Here is a 19,794-nt window from a genome sequence, read left to right as displayed (position 1 = left end):
ATTCATCGAACAAGGTTGACTCATGAATAGGCAGGAACTCATTGACGCTGTCGCGGCTGATGCCGGTCTTAGCAAAGCCGCCGCGAGCGAAGCCATCCAGGCCGTACTCGACGTCATCACGCATGCAGTTAGCGCGGGCGACAGCGTGCAACTCGCCGGTTTTGGCTCGTTCTCGCAAGGAGAGCGTGCGGCTCGGACTGGTAGAAATCCGACTACCGGGGCGGAGATTGCGATCGCCGCAGCGAAGACGGTGAAGTTCAGTGCCGGGAAGGCGTTCAAGGATGCAGTGAACGCGTCTTGAGGCAGTATAGGGGAGGCTAGGCGGGAAAAGCGGATTTGCGGGCGGAAAGTGCAGATGTCTACACAATTGCGCGATCGGCTGACCATTAGTTGGATGCCGCAGTCGTTGAACATCGCCAGAATATCGGCCACATCGGCGTGCGTGGTGACGTTACTGCGCGGACCAGAATTTTCGCTTTGGCCGCCTGCGAAAGAGTCCCCTCGTTGACGTCGCGTTCTGAAGCGCAAGAAATGAAGGGGAACATATTAAGGGCTATGTTACCCTTCATTTCGGGACACTAAACCCTGACGCTTGGAACAGCTCGCTCACACGAAAATTGTGTTGATTGTCGGCCAGTCGCCGGGCAAGGAAAGATTCCAGCTCGGGATAGCCGCCATCAAAGGCGAGCGCTGCCTGAATTGACGAGTTCGTCGGCGACCTGTCCAAAGTAATGCTGTCACTTCGGCTCCGTTCGAATTAAATTTGTCACTTCGCGTACTGGATTTCGGAGCCCGTCTGTAAGAGCCTGATTTCACAGTCGTATCCCGGTATACGTCGCAACTGGCTGATAGGGGAGAAGCCCGTGACGATCCTCCAAGAAATCCATGCGTGGTCCAAGGCTCTCGCCGTCTGGCAACAAGACGCCATCGCCAGGCTCTATGCCGACCGGACGCTTAACGCGGCCGACCTGGACGACCTCTACGCGTTGGCCAAAGCCGAGGTGGGTATCCCGGATCCGGAAGGACGCGTGGCCAAAAAGCTCCACGATGCCCAAGTGGCGCCGCCGGCGAATTCGACACGCGTCGTTCTGCTGACGGCCATCAAAATGTTGGCCAACGTCAATGCGTTGGCCAATGGTGCGTGCCTGCCCGTTGCCCGGGCAGGTATCACGGGCATCTACGGTGAGAATGGCGTCGGGAAGTCGGGATACTCCCGGGTACTCAAGAAGGCATGCCGGGCGCGCGACCGGCGCGAACCCATCCTGCCCAACGCGAACCTGGAACCCGGGAAGAGCGGACCGGCCCAGGCCACGTTCGAGACGGAGATCGACGGCGTCGCGAGCGATCTGCCGTGGAAAGACGGCGCTGAGCCGCCAGAGCCTATGTCGGATATGGCCATTTTCGACTCGCACTGCGCTCGCGCCTACATCGACAACCAAGGTGACTTCGCCTACGCTCCGTATGGGTTGGACATCCTGGAGGGATTGGTCGGCGCGTGCAACAAGCTAAAGGCTCGAGCCGCGGCGGATAAGGCTGCGAATGCCCCGAGCAATGCCGCCTATGCTGGCCTCGCCGGGGAGCAAACCGAAGTTGCCAGAAGGCTGCTCGGCATCCCTGCCACGACGAAGGCAGAGGACATTGAGCTACTGGCCACGCTCAGCGAAGTCGAACAGGAGCGGCTCGCCTTGCTGAACAAGACCTTGGCTGAAGCCGATCCGAAGCAAAAGGCCTTGGCCCTGCGGCAGAAGGCCAGCCGCCTGACCTCGCTGAAGGAGCGTGTCGCCGCGGCGATTGCCGTCGTGAACGACGAGAAGGTCGATTCGCTTCAGGCGTTGATTGGCAAGTCGAATGCGGCCAAGGCAGCGGCAGAGCTCGCGGCCACCGACTTCAAGGCGACGCCCGGCCAACTGGTCGGCACGGGCGGGGAGGCATGGAAGGCCCTCTTTGAGGCGGCCCGAACGTTTGCCGAACTCAGCCACGCGGGACACGATTTCGCTGAACTTCCCCCGGAAGCAGTCTGTCCCCTCTGCCAGAACGCCCTCGGGCAGGAGGGAGCGGTGCGGCTGCATCGATTCGATGCATTCATCAAGGCGACTGCCGAGAAGGTAGCGAAGGATGCGCGTGAGGCCGCTGCCATCCCCTTCAGGGTGATTCAGCAGGCGAGCGTTGACTTGATGTTTCACGGCGCGTTGGTCGAGGAGGTGACCGAGATCGGGCCGGACGTTGCCGCAGCCTGTACGGCCCTTCAGCAAGCCCTCAAGGCGCGCCAATCGGGCATTCTCCAAGCCGCCGCCGGTAAATTGGACTGGGGTGAACTTCGCAAACTCTCCGACGATCCGCAGCCCGCCTTGGCCGATCTCATAAACCGCCTGCTGGAACAGTCCAAGGCGCTCGATGCCACCGCTGACGAGAAACTCAAAGCTGCCATGGTCGCGGAGCGGACGGAACTCGATGCTCGCCGTAGGCTAGCTGAAGTCAAGGCTGCGGTGCTTGAGGCGATGACCAAACACGAACTCTGCCATAGGCTACAGGCCTGCATCGATGGCATGGAAACGCGGGGCATTTCCAGGAAGTCCACGGAGCTCTCTCGCACGACGGCCAGCCAAGAACTGGCCGACGCCCTCAACGCTGAACTCAAGCTCCTTAAGGTCAATCACCTCCGTGTCGTGATGAAGCCCGAGTCGCCAGGCGGCAAAACACAGTTCAAGCTCACCCTACAGTTGCCGGGCGGCGGGACGCCAGCAGCCATCCTCAGCGAAGGCGAGCAGCGGGCCATAGCGATTGCATCGTTTATGGCGGAGATTCGACTTGGCAAGGGGCGCGGCGGCATCGTCCTCGATGACCCCGTCTCGTCGTTGGACCATCGGCGGCGCTGGGAGGTCGCTGAGCGCTTGGCGAGAGAGTCGCTGACGCGGCAGGTGATCGTCTTCACCCACGACATCTACTTTCTTCTCATCTTGGAGCAGAAGGCAGAGGAGGTCGGCGCAACGCTGACCAAGAACTACATTCGGAGGACGGCAGATGGCTATGGTGTCCATTCCGAGGATTTGCCCTTCGACGTGCTGGGCACGAAAGACCGCCTGGGTCGCCTGAGGCAGCTTCTGGTCGGTGTGCGCAAGGCGGCGAAGGAGGGTGACGAAGACCTGCAGCGCCAGCTGACGGCTAAGTGCTATGGCCAGCTCCGACTCGCATGGGAGCGCTGCATCGAGGAGGTGCTGCTCAACGGGGCCGTGCAGCGTTTCGGCGAGGGTGTGTCGACCCAACGCCTCAAAGGGGTGACGGTCACGGACGATGACTATCACGAGATCGACGCCGGCATGACAAAGTCCTCGAAATTCGAGCACGACCCCGCAGCGGCTGTTGGCAGGCTTCCTATACCGGATCCCGACGAACTCAGCGACGACATCGAGCGCTTGGCAAAGTGGCGCGAAGAGCTCAATAAACGAGTGGACGGCATTGCTAAAGGTACGGCCAGTAGGTCAGCCCTTTTTACTGCCTGATTTGCCATTTCACTCAGCCATCAGAAGGGCGTCCGGCATGAACGCCTAGACTCACGCAACGTCAGGCGGGAAGCAGTTGACCGTGTCCGCAGTCCGCGTGCTGCCGGCGAACCATGCCCGCACGCAAAACCCACTACGAGCCGGTGGGCGAGGCGGGGCAGGATCTGGGCGCCTGACCACGTGGAGGCGTGCCGAGCGACTTAAAGGGCGGCACGGGGCTTGAAGTGCTCAATTTAACCTGCCGTTGGCGAATCCGCTCCGTCAAGGTATCAAATGGTCTATAATCACGTATCATATGATACCTGGTTGGGAGCCGCCATGTCACTCGTTACCCCTGAAGCCGTGGCTGCGGTCATGGAACTGCGACCGGTCCCGCACACGCTGGCGGAATTAGAGGCGCTCGTGCGCGACGGCCTGCCGAAGTCTGCGCTGCGCGCCGGCGTCGAACATGCGACGCAAGGTGCCGACGCTCGCCGCGCGCTGCTTGCCCGCATCATCCCCGAGGCGACTTACAAGCGGCGCCGTGATCGGCTGACGCAAGACGAATCCGAGAAAACCGAGCGCCTGGCCCGGATCGTTGCGACGACCACCTACGTCTGGAACGACGAAGAGGATGCACGTGAATTTCTGTCGACGCCCCACCCTGAACTGGAGGGACGGGCACCGCTCGAGGTCGCGCTGACCGAACTCGGTGCGCGCCGGGTCGAAGAACTGCTCTGGAAGCTGTTCTACGGGCTGCCGGCATGAAGTTGTTTCGCATCGCTGATACGCGACACACGATCTGGAGCGGCACCGGCGCGATGCTCGTCGGTGGCCGCTTTAATAGTCCGGGGCGGCCCGTCATCTATGCGGCGTCGACCTTCGCAGGTGCAATGCTCGAGGTACTCGTGCATGCGCGAATCGGGAAGGTGCCGAAAACGCACGGTTGGGTCGAAGCAACTGTTCCCGACGATGTCAGCGTCGAACACCATACGGCAGAAACGTTGCCGAGAGAATGGGACGCGGCGGCACTGCAAGTAGCACGGCAGTTCGGCGACGCATGGCTGACCGAATCGAGGACAGCGCTCCTGATCATCCCTTCAGTCGTCGTCCGGGCAGAGTCCAACGTGCTGGTGAATCCGGCACATCCTGACGCGGCGCGAATCGTCGTGACAGATCCTCAACCCGTGGTGTGGGACGAGCGCCTCTTTATCATGCCACCGGCCGGGCAGTCATAGCGCCTCGATGGTGATCTGCTTGCCGAGCGTTTTACGATGGTATCGACGTCTCCTGTAGCCGGTCATTCAAGCTACGTCGCTCGTCAAGTGACACATTCGGACCCATCGCTACCTCTGCCTGCCGCGCAACAGCAACAAATTGCTCGCGCAACGCCAGGTCAAAGAAATGTGCGGCAGGGTTCGTTGGCGGCATCCCGCTACCCCTAGCTCCTCGCGGAGCCGCTTCAGACCGTCTTTCGAGCAGAGTTTCGCGGCCGAACCGAGCCAGCGTAAAAGCCTTTGTCCAGCCGGCACCGGCTCGTCAGCCTTGTCGGTCGACGAATGCGACACAACTTTGGTTGAAATCGCCCATCGGATTGCAACTTTAGTTGACGTGATGGCGCCGCCAGACAGATCTTTAGTTGAAACGGAATTTCCCGCTGAGCCCTGCCAAGCCTGAGCTTGCGGACATTTCGCGAAGCCGGCGGATGGTTACACATTTAGTTGCGTGAGCGACTCCATTAACAGGCCGCCGGGCGGGTGGGGGCCACGCGCGTCCGGCAAGTTCCGCCTCGCGAACCGCGTGCGCCGATTGCGAGGATCCACGCATCGGGTAGGTTGATGGCCTCCATCATGACCAGCAGGGGGCACCCATGAACAAGCGGCACCTCACTGACGCCGTCGCCTCTGAAACCGGCTTGAGCAACGCGGCCGCCGCCGATATGCTCGAGGCGCTCATCGGCGCGTTCGCTGCCGCTGTTATGCAGGGCGAAATGGTCCGGCTGATCGGGTTCGGGGCACCAAGAGCGGGCCGACCTCGTTACCGATACCTCCCGACATCTTATGCTTCGCCAATCAGCAAAGCACCGGCCGCACGCCCGCTTCATCCTTCGGGGTCGGGCGGGCCCGATGGACAACTACTGAGGCGCAGATCATCGTGACGGTTTTCGAGACAGCACGGCGTTGGCGGAAGAGAACGGATACGCTGGCCCCGCGGGATGGTCGTGCTGTTTTGCGATGAGGTGCAGAACGGGGTGAACCCGCTCCGCGATCCGGGGCACTGGCAACCGGAATGCGGATCGATCGATGAAGAGGAGCGCACGTGGATGACCATCGCCGGCAGCGAGCGTAAGGGTGCGCTGCTGTGGGTCGCTGATGCCAGACCATTCTAACAGGCGAGTTTCTCGTGAGTGGAGGTGTGGGGCCAACCGCTATACGTGACGCTGTCCCGCATCGCATACGCCAACGATGGGTGGCCTTCCGTTTTCGGAAGCGTTGTCACGACACGGCAGGGGCATCAATGGCCGTTCAATGATCAACAGCGTTCCCGGTGTTCATGCACTGAATGCAGCGATCGACCTTATTGCATGGGCATGAGCAATATCCACCAGCACATCATCGCACCGCGATAGATCAGGTGTTTGGCCCGCGCCGGTTGTAGAATGCTGCGACAACGGAAAAGCGATGGGTCGGCACCGACCATAGAACGGGAGAGTGGCGCGATGGAAGCGAAACAGTATCCGGTCGAGGTCCGACCGGATTTTTTGAAACAGATCACGCGTGCAAAACCCGTCCCCGCACTCTCCGAGCTGATCTGGAACGCGTTCGACGCCGACGCCACGACTGTCCTGGTCGAGTTCGGGTACAACGTACTCGGAACCCTGGATACCATCACCGTGCGGGACAATGGCGAAGGTATTCCCCACGCCAGTGCAGAGGCCTGCTTCACGTCGCTCGGCGGATCTTGGAAGAAGTTCAAGACGCACACCGCAAGCGGCAGATTGCTACACGGTCAGGAAGGTCGCGGGCGGTTCAAGGCGTTCTCGCTGGGCAACATCGCCGAATGGTTGGTCTGTTATGAGCGAGACGGCAAACGCTGGTCCTACTCCATCCGCATGACGGCGATCGACCTTGGACACGTCAACATCAGCGACGAGGAAGAGGCAAGCGACAATTCGCCCACCGGCGTGAGCCTGGTCATCAGCGATCCGATCAAAGATTTCCGGACCTTCACGGCAGAGGACGGACGTCAGGAGTTGACCGAGATTTTCGCGCTGTACCTGTCCGACTACGAAGGAGCGAAGATCGTGCTTGACGGCGCGGCCATCGACCCTGGAAGCGCGATCGCAGGAAGCAAGTCATTTAGCCTGGCTGACTTGGTAATCAACAACAAGGAATATTGGGTGCGATTGCACGTCGTCGAATGGAAGACGGCAGGCGAACGTGCGCTTTACTTGTGCAATGAGAAGCGATTCCCACTCTTGCAAGTGGAACGGCGCTTTCACATCCTTGGGCGCTTCCAGTTCTCAGGCTACCTCTACTCGCCTTACCTTGATCAGGCGCAAAAGGATGGTACCGTCGATCTCGCCGAAATGCAGCCAGCGATCATCGCGGCCATCAGCGAAGCCCAACAGACGATCAAGGATCACTTCCGCACCCGAGCGGCTGAGGAAGCTCGGTCAGTCGTTGAGGAATGGAAGGAGCAGAACGTCTATCCGTTCCCCGGTGAACCGGAGACTGCCGTTGAGAAGGTTGAGCGCCAGGTGTTCGACATTGTGGCAACCAACGTCGCACGGCACCTGCCAGATTTCACAACCACGCAGCCAAAGAACCGCAAGTTTCAACTGCGGATGCTTCGGCAGGCGATCGAGCGCAGTCCGGAAGACTTGCAGGTCATCATGGAAGAGGTTCTGCTGCTGCCCAAAAGGCAACGTGAAGAACTGGCACAACTGCTGCGCGAAACCTCCCTCACGTCGGTCATCAGTGCCGCCAAGGTTGTAGCGGACCGCTTGAAGTTTCTCAATGGCCTCGACGCGGTGCTGTTTGACCCCGAGCCCAAAAAGCGTTTCAAAGAGCGCGCACAGTTGCACAAGATCATTGCTAAGAACGCATGGCTCTTCGGCGAGGAGTTCAGCCTGTCGGTGAACGATCAGTCGCTGACGTCAGCTCTGGTCGAGCACCAGAAGCTACTGCGCACCGAGGTCGTGATCGATGAGCCGGTGAAGCACATCTATCAGAAGCAGGGCATTCTAGACCTGATGCTGTCGAAGGCGACCAAGGGACATCGCGCCAATCAGTTGACACATCTGGTTGTGGAGCTGAAAGCACCGAAGGTCAAGATCGGTCCCGACGAGGTGACGCAGATCCAGGGTTACGCGTTTTCCGTGATGGAAGACGCGCGTTTTTCAAAGGTCGGCGTAACGTGGAACTTCTGGGTAATCAGCGATGAACTGACACCTTACGTCGAAAAGTTGGTGGGTGGGTCAGGCATCTTGCACAAGAACCTGGACAGCAATCTCACAATTTACGCAAAGACGTGGGGGCAGCTTCTCGACGAGAACCGTGCGCGCATGAAGTTCTTCCAGGACAGCCTGCAAGTGGAGGTGGACAAACCCGCGGCTCTGAAATACTTGCAGGAGCAATACGCCGCCTACCTGGAAGGTGTGTTTGCAGTGGACGATTCGGAAGATGCAGAGGCTGACGCAGATCCCGAAGCTGACGCGGAAGATTCCACGGCCTGACCACACTCGGCCTAGAGGCCAGCCGGCCTGGCTGCTGTCGTTGAGAACTTCGAAGTAGTGCGCCTAAACCCCCTGAACGTCCTGCTGAACGAGGCGATGGTTGTGGGCACATTCAATAGTTCGAGCTCGGTCACGAAGCTGGTGACGGTGCAATCCATACTTGTATAGGCGGGTCGAAAGGGCAAAAGCGGCCGCCGACATTCGACCACTGAAGGGACACACATGACTTCCATCCGGGTCCAAGAGAAAACATCCATCGACGACGTGCTTGCATGGAGAATCGCTCAGTGCGACGCAATCTCTGTGAGCAGAAGAAGCGGCTTCGAGCCGGGAGCGCAAGGACTGGCTCTTGCTGCGCTTGCGTCGGTTCGGCCGGGTCAGGATGCACCCAGTCTCGAGTGTGATTTTGAGGAGCCGGGCACACTCGAGGCTCTCGAATCAACTTTTTTTGGAAGTGCGGTTGGCTTCGCGTTGCCGCGTTTGGTATCCGATATCCGGTTTCAGAGAGCACAGGCATCACCCGGATTCAAGCGACTGCTAGCCGAGCTTTATAAGGTCAGACGCGGCAGCTTGGGGTCCGGACGAAGCCGGGCAATCGTGTGTGCTGATCCTGTCTTTCCCGTCCCGCCTTGTCTTGCGTCCGAGGCCTCGACGACGACATCCTTCCCAACGCCGTCTACTTTTTCGGCTCTATTGAATGCTGAAGTTGAGAATATGGGGTTCCGCCGCATGCTGGGTTCCACAAGCGAATCGGCCATCGTATCGTTTGTGTACGAAGCGCTTCGCAACAGTTGGGAGCACGGCATTTCGCTAGATCCACATCGGCGTGCGCGTAGTACGCGGGCGTTGATCATTGAAAAAATTGTGTTACAGAGAGCGGACCTGGCGTCACGCCAAGTCTCACCCGAGCTGAAAGATTATTTGGCACGGATTGTTGAAGCTAACCGCGACGAGCTTGGGCTCGGTGTTATGTGTTTTTCGGTGGCAGACCAAGGAGACAGTATCCAGGCAACGCTCCCGGTCGATTCGGAAGATCCCGACGAAACACGCGCGGCACGGCTGGCAAGAGCATTTATCCCTGGACAAAGTCGAAAACCGGCCGGCGTAGTTCAGCGTGGACTCGGGCTGCCCAATATAATCTCGGCCGCACACAGCCTTCAGGCACTGCTTCGCATCACCTCGGGCGACCTTGTCGCGACTCAGGATTTCTCGCACGGTGATGACAAGTACCCTCAGTTCAAGCTTGATTCAATTCATCAGATGCCGGACAAGGCGCCGCGCGGTACGTGCGTGTCGCTTTTTATACCGGAATTTGCGTTCGATCTCGACCAGCGCAGCCTGTTTATCCGTTGATGCCATAATAAATCATGACTTTCGCTTTTAGCGACATCATCGCCGAGACATCCGCCGACTTCGAGCACGCCGTAGCACAAATCGAAAGCGCAAATCTGCGGCAAAGCGACGGAATCGTGCTTCGCGCCCACGCTTCGCTCTGGCGCCGGATCATGAAAAATGATTACGACATTACTGCGTTTCATCGGGACCTTGACTCCGTGCTGCAGCGAGCACCCGGGCTTGACGTTTATTTGCTCCCCGATGCACACAGCCTCGCTGAACACTGGGCGGTCGAGTCGGGGGTGCAGCCGCCTATCCAGCTGATTCAGGGTGCCACGTGTGCGATGCCGATGCAGGCCGTCGATATGGGATGTTTAAACCGCATCCGCATTGCAGAATTGAAAGGAATGTTCGCATCGTTTCGGCAGCGCTGCGTTATATGTGCAAGCGAGAACTACCACTTCGCGCTGCCCTCAGGTGCACACGCGACGCAGTTCATACGGCTAGGTGATGCGTTTGCCGCAATCGAGACCGTTGACCGAATCGCATATTGGGTCGCCATGGAGATTCAGTCTCGATGTGCGATTCTGACAAAAAACGGGCGCCATACTGTGTTTGTCGACCATCCGAGCATGCTCATTCTGGCTGCGCGGGTTCAGCAACTGGTGGATGTTCCTGTAGAGATATTGGCGTTTCCGACATATCCGTCAGATGTTCAGGCGAGAAACGCATCGTTTGATTTGCTGCGGAAATCCGCGGCTGGATGTGCGTCTGTATCCGTTGTGATAGGTGTCGCGTCGACTGGCCGTCTTGCCGACTTCATTGAACGTTGGGGAAAAGCAGAGTATCCCGACGCGGTGAACGTCATCGTCCTTTACGCGTTGCAGGAAATCCCGGTCAGTTCCGTGCTCTGCCAATTGACACTGGATGGCTACAAACACTTTTCCGATCAAGGCGGATGCGAACTCTGCGCAGCGCACGTTTCCGCGGTACAAATTCACACGTCCAGCTACCTAATAGGCTTACAGCCTGAGGAGGCTGTTCCTCTTACTCCAGAGTACTTTGATCAACAGCGAGACTTTTTGCAACGTTGGGGAAACGTCCCAGGGGTGCTTCGGGTGCACTACGACGACCCGAACGAGGCGACAGGTCGTCACCACGCATTCTACATTGATGTCGGTACCCTGCTGAACGCTCCCGGGTTTCAGCATGAAGTTCGCGCTGCCTGCGCACAATTCGATCCTAAACCAGACGTGATCGTCATTGCCGATCACCCGACGGCTCGGAAGCTTGGCGAGATTTTGAGGAACTTCCTCGCTCTGCCGCTTGTAGTTCTCGATGAAAAGCTGATCGCAAGAGGAGACGGCCCTATCGACGAAAACCTGTACGGTTCGCGGTGTGCGTTGATCGTTGATGACGTATTCATCACAGGTTCTCGTCTTCAGAGTATGAATCGATTTCTGCGGGAGCAATTTGCTAAACGGGCACCCAACCTCAAAAACATCCACTACTGGACCGTATTGGCAACTCCGGCGTCTCCAGCCACGCGTCAGCGCGTTGTGAGAGGCATGACAGCGAACCACGCTTGGTCATCTGACGTAACGCATATGCATTCGATCCCTCTACCGGACTGGCACGACGCAAATCACTGTCCATGGTGCATGGAGACGAATGTTCTGTCCGGTCTGGCGCAGTCTGTCGTGGAGTTTGACGGCCAGATCGTTGACCGACTTGCATGGTTGTCTTCAACCGCTCAAGGTGTCGTTTCTGATCCTTTTTTTGCGGCACACAGTGGCACGCCTATCCCTTTGCTCGGTGCAAACGCAGTAGCGCTTGCAGAGGGTTCCAGTGCGATGCAAGTTCTCTTTGCATATGCCAGTGCTGTTCAACAACTGCGTAACGCATCCAAGAACGCGCTGAACGCAGATCAGTTCCCGACTCCAAGATATATGGCAAGACGCGTGTTTGAAACCAACTACACCGAACGACTCATATGGTTGGCAATGTTGCGTTCGTTGAAAGGCAAAGAGTTAGAGCCAGCGCTGAAGGCATTTCTCGCGGTGTCTGCGTTAAATATGCAGGATGGGCAACACGGCATCGTGTCCGGAGAGCTTGGGATCGCTTGGCTCACGGGCAAACTTGGGGCTATACCTGTCTCGGACGTCAGCCGTGAATTCTTTTCGGGTGTTGGCATCTCGTGGGAGGCGCTGTACGCAAAAGCGTTGGTCGATCGGTAGTGGTCGAGCTTCTGCAATGCTGTTTGCGGCGTTCAGCGATGAGTCCCCGAGGTGTAGCCTTGCTTTGAGACCGATCGCTGCGGCCGCCACTTGTGCATGCAGATTGGCTTGAGCGGACCATGCGAGGAAACCCCGATGTACGATTCTTTTGGAAGAACGCGCCGGTTAAGGCGGCCTTCCCCATTTGCGGTAGCGGAGAGCTCGGGTAAGCTTTCCGTGAGCCGGTCAACCTTCTGTTTACCCCATGACGAGCAGCGCAACCATTCATACTGTTGATGAAGTTTTTGGCATTACGCGCAACCTTCCGCTGAACTATGCCGAACGTTCCGACGTCGACGGCAGGTTGCGCGATGAGCTGGCGGCTGCGCACCATGTCGTGATCTACGGCAGCTCAAAACAAGGAAAGACGTCGCTTCGCAAGCGCTGTATGGACAGCAGCGAGTACATCCTGGTCCAGTGCTCGAACCGCAGCGATATCGCAGATCTGCATTCGAATATTCTGAAACGTGCAGGCTTCGAGATCACCCTGTCCCAGAAACGCAGTTCCTCGGGACGACACAAGGTCGTCGCCAGCCTGAAGGCTGCAGTGAAAGCGACTTTGTTTGGACAGGGAGTGCAGACAGAGGCGACCGCGGGAGCGGAACGGGAGACGACGACAGGGACCGAGCATACGACAGCCGCGCTTGAATTGGACATCGACGATGTCAACGACGTGATCGCCGCGTTGCAGGGTATCGGCTTTCATAAAAAGATCGTACTGGAGGATTTTCACTACCTTGACTTTCAGGTGCAGCGTGACTTCGCCGTCGAACTCAAGGCGTTTCACGAAGCGTCCGATATCACCTTCGTCATCGTTGGCGTCTGGTTGGAGGACAACCGTCTCATCGTCTATAACGGCGATCTAACAGGGCGAGTTGTTTCGATCAATGCAGATCGATGGAGCATGGACGAGTTGCGTGAAGTCATCGACACGGGTGGGGCCTTGCTCGGCGTCAGCTTCGCTGACATCTTTAAGGCGGCGCTGCTCGTCCTTGCGCGTGAAAGTATTTATGTCGTACAGGAGGTCTGTCGCCGGGCCTGTCTGGGCGCAGACATTCGACGTACGGTCAACGACAATCCCATCATCGGCGCCGATGTCGATGTCGATGCGCTGGTCAAGCAGGTGGTCGACGAGCAGTCAGCCCGTTATGACGGGTTTCTATCTACCTTTGCGGCCGGGTTCCAAGAGACCGAACTGCAGATGCACAAATGGCTCCTTTACCCGCTGTTGACGACCAATGCGGATCGCCTGAAGCAAGGCCTCAAATATAGAGACATCAAAAACATTTTACGCGAAAAGCATCCCCGGGAGGGTGAGCTGAATTCCGGGAATATTACCCAGTCGCTTCAGTCGAGCGCGTCTCTTCAGGTAAAGCGCAACATCATGCCGATCGTCATTGACTATGATCAGTCGAGCAAGACTCTCTACGTCGTCGACAAGGGTTTTCTGATCTGGCTGCATCATCAGAATGCGGCGGATCTCCTCGACGATATTGGTCTTCCAATAGACTGATCATGTCGTTCCCGACCGAGATCAAATGTTGCAGTCCGTAGAGACTGCAAATCGTGTTTGCAGATTGTGCTAATGGAGATGACACCAACGCGCCGGGAAGCTGCCAGCCGACGGCCGACATCTCGATTACCGCGTTGGGAGCAAGCAGCGGTTCGCGTCTCGCGACATCGGTCATTTGATGTCGCAGCCTTTCATCCAGACACATTGCCGCAAGGCGCGTTAACGAGATAGGGAACCTTACCACTACGCCACGATCGTCCGTTCAAACGGAGGTTCCGCGCAACGCGTGGCCGGCGGCTGTCACCGCTCCAGAGGGATTGACATTGGTCTTCGCGACGCCGGGCTCGGTTAGAACTTTAGTTCGCGGCGTGCGATCCCTTGATTCACAAGGATTTCGCATCTTTCGGTCGACCGAGACTGGCGAAGTGACATCTTTACTTCATAAACGGTGACGACTTTATTTTGGCCTACGGTTGCCCGAACTGTCGCAGCAACTCGAAGCCTGTCCCTCCGTGCCAAGGGCTATCAAAGTCGAAACCAGCGGCAAACCTTCTCACGTGTGTCAGGCGTGAGTTACTTGCATAAATGAACTAATTGGCGTACTGTGGAAGGGCCGTGGAGGGAAACTGCGTTGGATAGCATGGATCGAGACGTACTGGAAACTGCCGTCATGTGGCATCGCGCCGGGCGCGCGGTGATGCTCGGCACGGTTCTGAAGACGTGGGGCTCGGCGCCTCGCCCGATCGGCGCGATGGTCGTGCTGCGTGACGACGGTGCAGTGAAGGGTTCCGTATCGGGCGGGTGTCTCGAGGACGATCTGATCGAGCGCGTGTGGCGCGTCGGATTTTCGGGCTCGACGCCGACTGTCGTAACCTACGGCCTCTCGGCGGACGACGCGCATCGCTTCGGCCTTCCGTGCGGCGGCACGCTGATGATTCTCGTGGAACCGGTCCGGGTATCGTCGCGCCTTGACGAGGCGCTGGAATGGGTCAGGCGTGGCCGGGTAGTGATCCGCAACGTGAATGCCAATACCGGCGAAGCCGACGTGAGGCCGACCGATTCGGCGGCCCCGACCTCGTTCGACGGCGTGTCGTTGCGCGCATGTTACGGACCGAGCCATCGCCTGCTGATCATCGGTGCGGGGCAACTGTCCGAATATGTTGCGCGGATAGCGGTGGCGCTGGGCTATCGCGTCATCGTTTGCGAACCGCGTGAAGAGTACCTCGGGGAATGGTCTGTGGCTCATACCGAAGTATTTCGCGAAATGCCCGACGACCTGATCGAGCGAGTCGGCCTGGATCCGAACACGGCCGTGGTTGCGCTGACGCATGATCCGAAGATCGACGACCTGGCGTTGATAGAGGCGCTCAAATCCCCGGCATTCTATGTGGGAGCGGTCGGCTCGCGTGCGAATAACGCGAAGCGTCGGGAACGGCTCAAGCTGTTTGACTTGACCGACACACAGGTTGCAGCGCTTCATGGTCCGATCGGGCTTCACGTCGGTGCCAGAACGCCGCCGGAGATCGCGGTGGCTATCATGGCGGAGATGACTTCGCACCGGTACGGTGTGCCGGTCGTGCAGTCGCACGCGCTGCGCGATGCGCCGTCGGTGCCGCAACGGAGCGAATAGGCACGCGCATACCTGTGTGGCGTTGTGTGAATGGCAGATAAAATTTTTCGATGAACTTATGGCTAAACCCACCATGCTCGAATCGTCGAGCCACAGTGCGTCGGATGCACGTTTTGCATCGATCGAGCGCTATTCATCAGTTGCGAGAACAGTCGAGATACTGTCGGATGCGTGGGGATTTTTGGTGCTGCGAGAGTGCTTTTTTGGCGTCCGGCGATTCGAGCAGTTCCAGAGCATCCTGCAGGTGCCGCGTACCACGCTGGTGGAGCGGCTCAAGAAATTCACGACTCTGGGCATACTGAGGAAACAGCTTCCGTCGACGGGCGGTGCCCGCTACGAGTACCGTTTCACGGAGCAGGGTCGCGACTTATACGCGACGATGATTGCGTTGCTCGCCTTTGGCGACCGTTGGCTTGCGGGCGGCGCGCAGCCTCCGTTGAAACTGATTCACAAGACCTGCAAATGCGATTGCACGCCCCGCGTCGCATGCTCACACTGCCACGCCGGCATTGACCCGAGGTCCGTCCACTATCGCGACGGGCCGGGGGCGGGTGGCGAGGAGCGTAGCGTCGAACGCAAGCGCTCGCGCCGGAATTCGGACGTGAGCGTTCTCGAGCGCATTCGCCCATGCTCGGTCGCGCGAACGTTGCAGATCATCGGTGACCGCTGGAGTTTCCTCGTGATCCGGGAATTCTTTTACGGTGTTCGACGCTTCGACGAGTTTCAGTCGCGCCTGGGTATCGCTACCAACATCCTGTCGGACCGACTGCAGCGACTCGTCGAGCAGGGTATCGCGGAGAAGCGGCTGTATCAGGAGAAGCCGAAGCGTTACGAGTACCGGCTGACCGAAATGGGCCGCGACTTGTATGGGCCGCTGCTGGTGATGATGGCCTGGGGTGACAAGTGGCTGTCTGGGGGAAAAGCACCGTTGAAACTCCGGCACCGAGAGTGTGACCACGATTTTCATGCAATCGTCGTATGCGACAAATGCGGCACCGAACTCGATCCGCGTGAAATGTCATACGTGCTGCGGTATGCGTTGCCGGTAGAGCTCGACGTCGCCTGACTCGCGCTTCTTGGTGCCGCGTGGCGCCCGAGCGCGCGTACGGCGGCAGATCGATTCATCAGGATGGCGGCGGCTGTCTTCTCGCCCGGTGGGCCTGGCGGCCGGCTGGGCGTCTCGTTCAAATCGCGCAGGCGGACCGCGCGCGTGACGATTTGCCTCGGCATCTCCTTTTTTCCCCTTCCTCATGGTTTGGTGCGCCGGATCGACTGCACGTGTCGCCACGTGCATCCAGTCGCCCGCGCGGACTTGCCGCATCCCGATTCGACCTCTCAGCGGACGTTAACCGTGTAGGCATGTCCGGTACGCAACAACTGGGAACGTATCGGAAATGCAAGCGATCTCTACGTTCGCGATTTCATATTGGAACGGCTGCGCTCCCCACGAAAGCGACGGCCGCATCCGCGCGGAATGCTTCAATAAATCGGTAAATCGCGGCTGGATAGCCGCGCGGCGTCTACATGACAAGTTGTCGAACAAGGGACTTGCAAATCAGAATTTCGCTCACTATAGTCCATTTATGCAAGTTAGTTTGTCGTCACGACATCGTCGTCGATTCCGTGATTCCGTGATCGGGTGGAGGAGCAAAATTGAACGCATTTGAGTTTCAGTCGAACAGGTCTACGATCGTCGAGGCCGGCGCCTCGGCCCGCCTTGGAGAAATCGTCGGCCGGCTGGGCTGTCGCGCGGTCTTTCTCGTGACCGATCGCGGTATCGTCGATAACGGTCTGCTGAAACCGGCTCTTGATAGCCTCGAGGCAGCCGGCACGGCCGTTACGGTGTATGCGGACGTGCAGGCCGATCCGCCGGCTGACGTTGTGAACAGTGCGGCCGATGCGGCGGTGTCCGCCCGGGCTGACTGCGTGGTCGGTATCGGCGGCGGCAGCTCACTCGACGTCGCGAAACTGGTGGCGCTTCTCGCGCACCGGACGGAAAAGCTCGACGCCGTCTACGGCGTGGGCGTCGCGAAGGGGCCGCGGCTCCCGCTGGTATTGCTGCCCACGACTGCGGGAACGGGATCCGAGGTCACGCCGATTTCTATCGTGACGACCGGAGACGGAGAAAAGAAGGGCGTTGTCTCGCCCGTTCTGCTGCCGGACATCGCCGTGCTCGATGCGGATCTGACGTTGAGCCTGCCGCCCGCCGTCACAGCGGCGACGGGCATCGACGCGATGGTTCATGCGATCGAGGCGTATACCAGCAAGCGCCTGAAGAATCCGGTCTCCGATTGCCTCGCGAAGGAAGCGCTTCGCTTGCTCGGCGCCAACATCGGCGAGGCTTGTGCCAACGGCACCAATCGCGACGCACGCCAGGCAATGCTGCTCGGCGCAATGCTGGCCGGCCTGGCGTTCGCCAATGCGCCCGTAGCAGGGGTGCACGCGCTGGCCTATCCGGTGGGCGCACGTTTTCATGTTCCGCACGGGCTGTCGAACTCGCTCGTTCTGCCGGCGGTCATGCGTTTCAATCTCGATGCTGCGGCCGACCGGTATGCGGAGCTTTCCGCCGTTCTGATGCCCGACGTCACGGGAAATACCGGTGCGCGTGCGAACGCACTGGTCGAGCGATTGACTGCACTGCCGAAGGCGCTCGGCTTGCCGACGCGGCTGTCGGACGTCGGTATCAGCCGCGGCGATATCGCGACACTGGCGGAAGACGCGATGCGTCAAACCCGTCTGCTCGTGAACAACCCGCGCGAGATTTCCCTTCAGGATGCGGCTGCGCTCTACGAGGAGGTTCTGTGACCCAGAAAAAAATGCCGTCGAGTCGCGCCCAATATCCGCACTTCAGCGCTATCCAGACGCGCTGGTCAGACAACGATTCCTACGGGCACGTGAACAACGTCGTCTACTACGCGTACTTCGATACGGCGGTCAATCGGCATTTGATCGAACGTGGCGTGCTCGATATTGCAACCAGTCCCGTCATCGGGCTCGTGGTCGACACGCGTTGCACGTACTTCTCGTCGATCGGCTTTCCCGACGTCGTCCACGTCGGCATGAAGGTCGTGCATCTCGGCAACAGTAGCGTGCGCTACGAGGTCGCGCTGTTTCGCAACGATGCTGATACGGCTTCGGCGATCGGCGAGTTCGTACACGTCTATGTCGATCGGGCAACGAACGGTCCGGTGTCGATTCCGCACGATGTCCGGCAAGTCTTGCGGTCGTTGATGGCCTGATGCGCCGGTCACGACAGGTGTCCTGGAGGAGAGAACAAATGGAAATGGCAGGAGAGGCACGGTTGCAGGCATCCCGCGAGACCGTGTGGAACGCGCTCAACGATCCGGCGGTGCTGCAGGCCAGCATCCCAGGGTGCGAAGTGCTCGAGAAGAGCGCCGACAACGAATTTACCGCGACGGTGGTGTCGAAGGTCGGGCCGATCAAGGCGCGGTTCGCCGGCAAGGTGACGTTGTCGAATATCACTGCGCCCGTCAGTTACACGCTGACGGGTGAAGGGTCTGGCGGCGCGGCAGGCTTCGCGCGTGCGGACATCGACGTGGCGCTCGAAGCGCTGGAGCAGGATGTCACGCTGCTTCGATACGGCGTCAAGGCAAACGTCGGCGGCAAGCTGGCGCAGTTGGGCTCGCGAATGATCGATGCGGCGGCGCGCAAGTCGGCGGACGATTTCTTCGATCTGTTCGCGAGGCAGGTCGGCACGAAAATGGCCAATGGCGAACAGGAGACGTCGTCATCAACCATGAGCGTCGATGCACTGATGGCGGCTGTGTCGATCGAGCGTCCGCTCGTTGCGCCGGCTCACGCGGAATTGGCCGTCGCCGCCGAACCCGCGGCGGCGCGGCAACGCGTGGAATCCGTCGGCAGCGCTGCGCCGCAGGCTCGCTCCTCTGGGTCGGACGGCGCACCCGCGGTCTCGTTGGCCGATCTTCAGGCGGAGGTGACGGATGCGTTGATGACCGAGAAGATCAAGGTGTGGATCTCCGATCAGATTGCGGTCGTCATCTTGAACCGGCCGCGCAGTCGCAACGCGATGACATACGGGATGTGGCTTGCGATGCCGTCGATTATGGCCGCGCTCGAACGAAATCCCGAGGTGCGGGCTGTGTTGCTGACAGGCGCGGGCGACGACTTCTGTGCCGGCGCCGACATTTCCGAGTTCGAGAAAGTGCGCGCCGACGCTGGCCAGGCGAACGCGTACGAGATTGCGGTGGATGCGTGCTGCGATGCGATCGCGAACATCTCGAAGCCGACCATCGCCGTATTGCGGGGCTACTGCCTGGGCGGAGGCGCGCATCTGGCGATGTCGTGCGACTTCCGCTTCGCGGCTCCCGACGCCACGTTCGGCATTCCTGCGGCGCGCCTGTCCATCATCTACGGCGTGCGTGGGACGCGCAAGCTGTTGTCGCTGGTGGGGGTGTCGCAAGCAAAGAAGATTCTCTACGGCGCAGAGCGATTTGATGCGCGTGCGGCACGCGACATCGGATTCGTGGACCGGATTGCCGGAGACGACGCGCAGGTCGCGCCGCTCTCGTGGTGGCAGCGTGTGACCGGCGGCAAGTCGCGCGCAAGGACGAGCGATCCGATGGCCGATGCGCGCGCGTTCGCGAGAACGATGGCGGCCAACGCGCCGCTGAGCCTGGCGGGAGCGAAATACCAGCTGAACGGGATGGCAATGGGCACGGGCGCGCTGGATCTCGATAGAGCCGAAGCAATGATCGCGGCGGCAGCCAGCAGCGACGACTATCGGGAAGGCCGGGCCGCGTTCGCGGAAAAGCGCTCAGCGAAATTCCAGGGACGTTGACGGA

Annotated in this window: 15 protein-coding genes; all 15 read left to right on the top strand. The window is 59.4% G+C overall.

Features of this window, described 5'->3' with window-relative positions; translation table 11 throughout:
- The first annotated feature begins 22 nt into the window (after window positions 1–22).
- The 15 genes from DIE12_RS09995 (at window position 23) to DIE12_RS38375 (ending at window position 19,790) form a co-directional block, all read left to right on the top strand.
- Entirely contained in the window at window positions 23–301 is a 279-nt protein-coding gene (locus tag DIE12_RS09995) for an HU family DNA-binding protein (RefSeq protein WP_124551144.1), read from the top strand.
- Window positions 302–863: 562 nt separating this feature from the next.
- Window positions 864–3,500 (top strand): AAA family ATPase, encoded by a 2,637-nt coding sequence (locus DIE12_RS09990; protein ID WP_124551143.1) that lies wholly within the window; start codon window positions 864–866, stop codon window positions 3,498–3,500.
- Between the two features lie 318 nt (window positions 3,501–3,818).
- Window positions 3,819–4,247: an antitoxin Xre/MbcA/ParS toxin-binding domain-containing protein gene (locus DIE12_RS09985; RefSeq protein WP_089483142.1), complete on the top strand. Its 429-nt coding sequence runs from the start codon at window positions 3,819–3,821 to the stop codon at window positions 4,245–4,247.
- On the top strand, window positions 4,244–4,717 hold the full coding sequence (locus DIE12_RS09980; protein ID WP_124519119.1) for an RES family NAD+ phosphorylase: 474 nt from the start codon (window positions 4,244–4,246) through the stop codon (window positions 4,715–4,717). Before DIE12_RS09985 ends, DIE12_RS09980 begins: the two co-directional genes overlap by 4 nt.
- Before the next feature lie 632 nt (window positions 4,718–5,349).
- Window positions 5,350–5,637 (top strand): HU family DNA-binding protein, encoded by a 288-nt coding sequence (locus DIE12_RS39040; RefSeq protein WP_124551142.1) that lies wholly within the window; start codon window positions 5,350–5,352, stop codon window positions 5,635–5,637.
- 57 nt (window positions 5,638–5,694) lie between these two features.
- Window positions 5,695–5,868 carry a hypothetical protein gene (locus DIE12_RS09970; protein WP_260429006.1) on the top strand — a complete coding sequence of 58 codons (174 nt, stop codon included), beginning with the start codon at window positions 5,695–5,697 and terminating at the stop codon, window positions 5,866–5,868.
- A gap of 330 nt (window positions 5,869–6,198) precedes the next feature.
- Entirely contained in the window at window positions 6,199–8,217 is a 2,019-nt protein-coding gene (locus DIE12_RS09965) for an ATP-binding protein (RefSeq protein WP_185641230.1), read from the top strand.
- 222 nt (window positions 8,218–8,439) lie between these two features.
- Window positions 8,440–9,570 carry a hypothetical protein gene (locus tag DIE12_RS09960; RefSeq protein WP_124551139.1) on the top strand — a complete coding sequence of 377 codons (1,131 nt, stop codon included), beginning with the start codon at window positions 8,440–8,442 and terminating at the stop codon, window positions 9,568–9,570.
- A gap of 14 nt (window positions 9,571–9,584) precedes the next feature.
- Window positions 9,585–11,789, top strand: a complete 2,205-nt coding sequence (locus DIE12_RS09955; RefSeq protein WP_124551138.1) for a phosphoribosyltransferase — start codon at window positions 9,585–9,587, stop codon at window positions 11,787–11,789.
- 244 nt (window positions 11,790–12,033) lie between these two features.
- Window positions 12,034–13,341 carry a hypothetical protein gene (locus DIE12_RS09950; RefSeq protein ID WP_124551137.1) on the top strand — a complete coding sequence of 436 codons (1,308 nt, stop codon included), beginning with the start codon at window positions 12,034–12,036 and terminating at the stop codon, window positions 13,339–13,341.
- 640 nt (window positions 13,342–13,981) lie between these two features.
- Entirely contained in the window at window positions 13,982–14,971 is a 990-nt protein-coding gene (locus DIE12_RS09945; RefSeq protein WP_260429005.1) for an XdhC family protein, read from the top strand.
- A 58-nt stretch (window positions 14,972–15,029) separates the two neighbouring features.
- Window positions 15,030–16,037: a helix-turn-helix domain-containing protein gene (locus tag DIE12_RS38935; protein ID WP_050011244.1), complete on the top strand. Its 1,008-nt coding sequence runs from the start codon at window positions 15,030–15,032 to the stop codon at window positions 16,035–16,037.
- Window positions 16,038–16,624: 587 nt separating this feature from the next.
- Entirely contained in the window at window positions 16,625–17,776 is a 1,152-nt protein-coding gene (locus DIE12_RS09935) for an iron-containing alcohol dehydrogenase (RefSeq protein ID WP_124551135.1), read from the top strand.
- Between the two features lie 11 nt (window positions 17,777–17,787).
- Window positions 17,788–18,210 carry a thioesterase family protein gene (locus tag DIE12_RS09930; protein WP_124551196.1) on the top strand — a complete coding sequence of 141 codons (423 nt, stop codon included), beginning with the start codon at window positions 17,788–17,790 and terminating at the stop codon, window positions 18,208–18,210.
- A 38-nt stretch (window positions 18,211–18,248) separates the two neighbouring features.
- A complete protein-coding gene (locus DIE12_RS38375) occupies window positions 18,249–19,790 on the top strand; it encodes an enoyl-CoA hydratase-related protein (RefSeq protein ID WP_221624277.1) in 1,542 nt (513 codons plus the stop codon).
- The last annotated feature ends 4 nt before the right edge of the window (window positions 19,791–19,794 follow it).

This window comes from Burkholderia sp. Bp9015 (genome assembly GCF_003853505.1).
Taxonomy (GTDB): domain Bacteria; phylum Pseudomonadota; class Gammaproteobacteria; order Burkholderiales; family Burkholderiaceae; genus Burkholderia.
This window is presented reverse-complemented; position numbering and strand designations above follow the sequence as displayed.

Bases quoted from the DNA above. Each gene is read 5' to 3' on its own strand.
- DIE12_RS09955 (WP_124551138.1), top strand. From the start codon at position 9,585: ATGACTTTCGCTTTTAGCGACATCATCGCCGAGACATCCGCCGACTTC.
- DIE12_RS09930 (WP_124551196.1), top strand. From the start codon at position 17,788: ATGCCGTCGAGTCGCGCCCAATATCCGCACTTCAGCGCTATCCAGACG.
- DIE12_RS39040 (WP_124551142.1), top strand. From the start codon at position 5,350: ATGAACAAGCGGCACCTCACTGACGCCGTCGCCTCTGAAACCGGCTTG.
- DIE12_RS09950 (WP_124551137.1), top strand. From the start codon at position 12,034: ATGACGAGCAGCGCAACCATTCATACTGTTGATGAAGTTTTTGGCATT.
- DIE12_RS09960 (WP_124551139.1), top strand. From the start codon at position 8,440: ATGACTTCCATCCGGGTCCAAGAGAAAACATCCATCGACGACGTGCTT.
- DIE12_RS09945 (WP_260429005.1), top strand. From the start codon at position 13,982: ATGGATCGAGACGTACTGGAAACTGCCGTCATGTGGCATCGCGCCGGG.
- DIE12_RS09970 (WP_260429006.1), top strand. From the start codon at position 5,695: ATGGTCGTGCTGTTTTGCGATGAGGTGCAGAACGGGGTGAACCCGCTC.
- DIE12_RS38935 (WP_050011244.1), top strand. From the start codon at position 15,030: ATGGCTAAACCCACCATGCTCGAATCGTCGAGCCACAGTGCGTCGGAT.
- DIE12_RS09985 (WP_089483142.1), top strand. From the start codon at position 3,819: ATGTCACTCGTTACCCCTGAAGCCGTGGCTGCGGTCATGGAACTGCGA.
- DIE12_RS09980 (WP_124519119.1), top strand. From the start codon at position 4,244: ATGAAGTTGTTTCGCATCGCTGATACGCGACACACGATCTGGAGCGGC.
- DIE12_RS09995 (WP_124551144.1), top strand. From the start codon at position 23: ATGAATAGGCAGGAACTCATTGACGCTGTCGCGGCTGATGCCGGTCTT.
- DIE12_RS38375 (WP_221624277.1), top strand. From the start codon at position 18,249: ATGGAAATGGCAGGAGAGGCACGGTTGCAGGCATCCCGCGAGACCGTG.
- DIE12_RS09965 (WP_185641230.1), top strand. From the start codon at position 6,199: ATGGAAGCGAAACAGTATCCGGTCGAGGTCCGACCGGATTTTTTGAAA.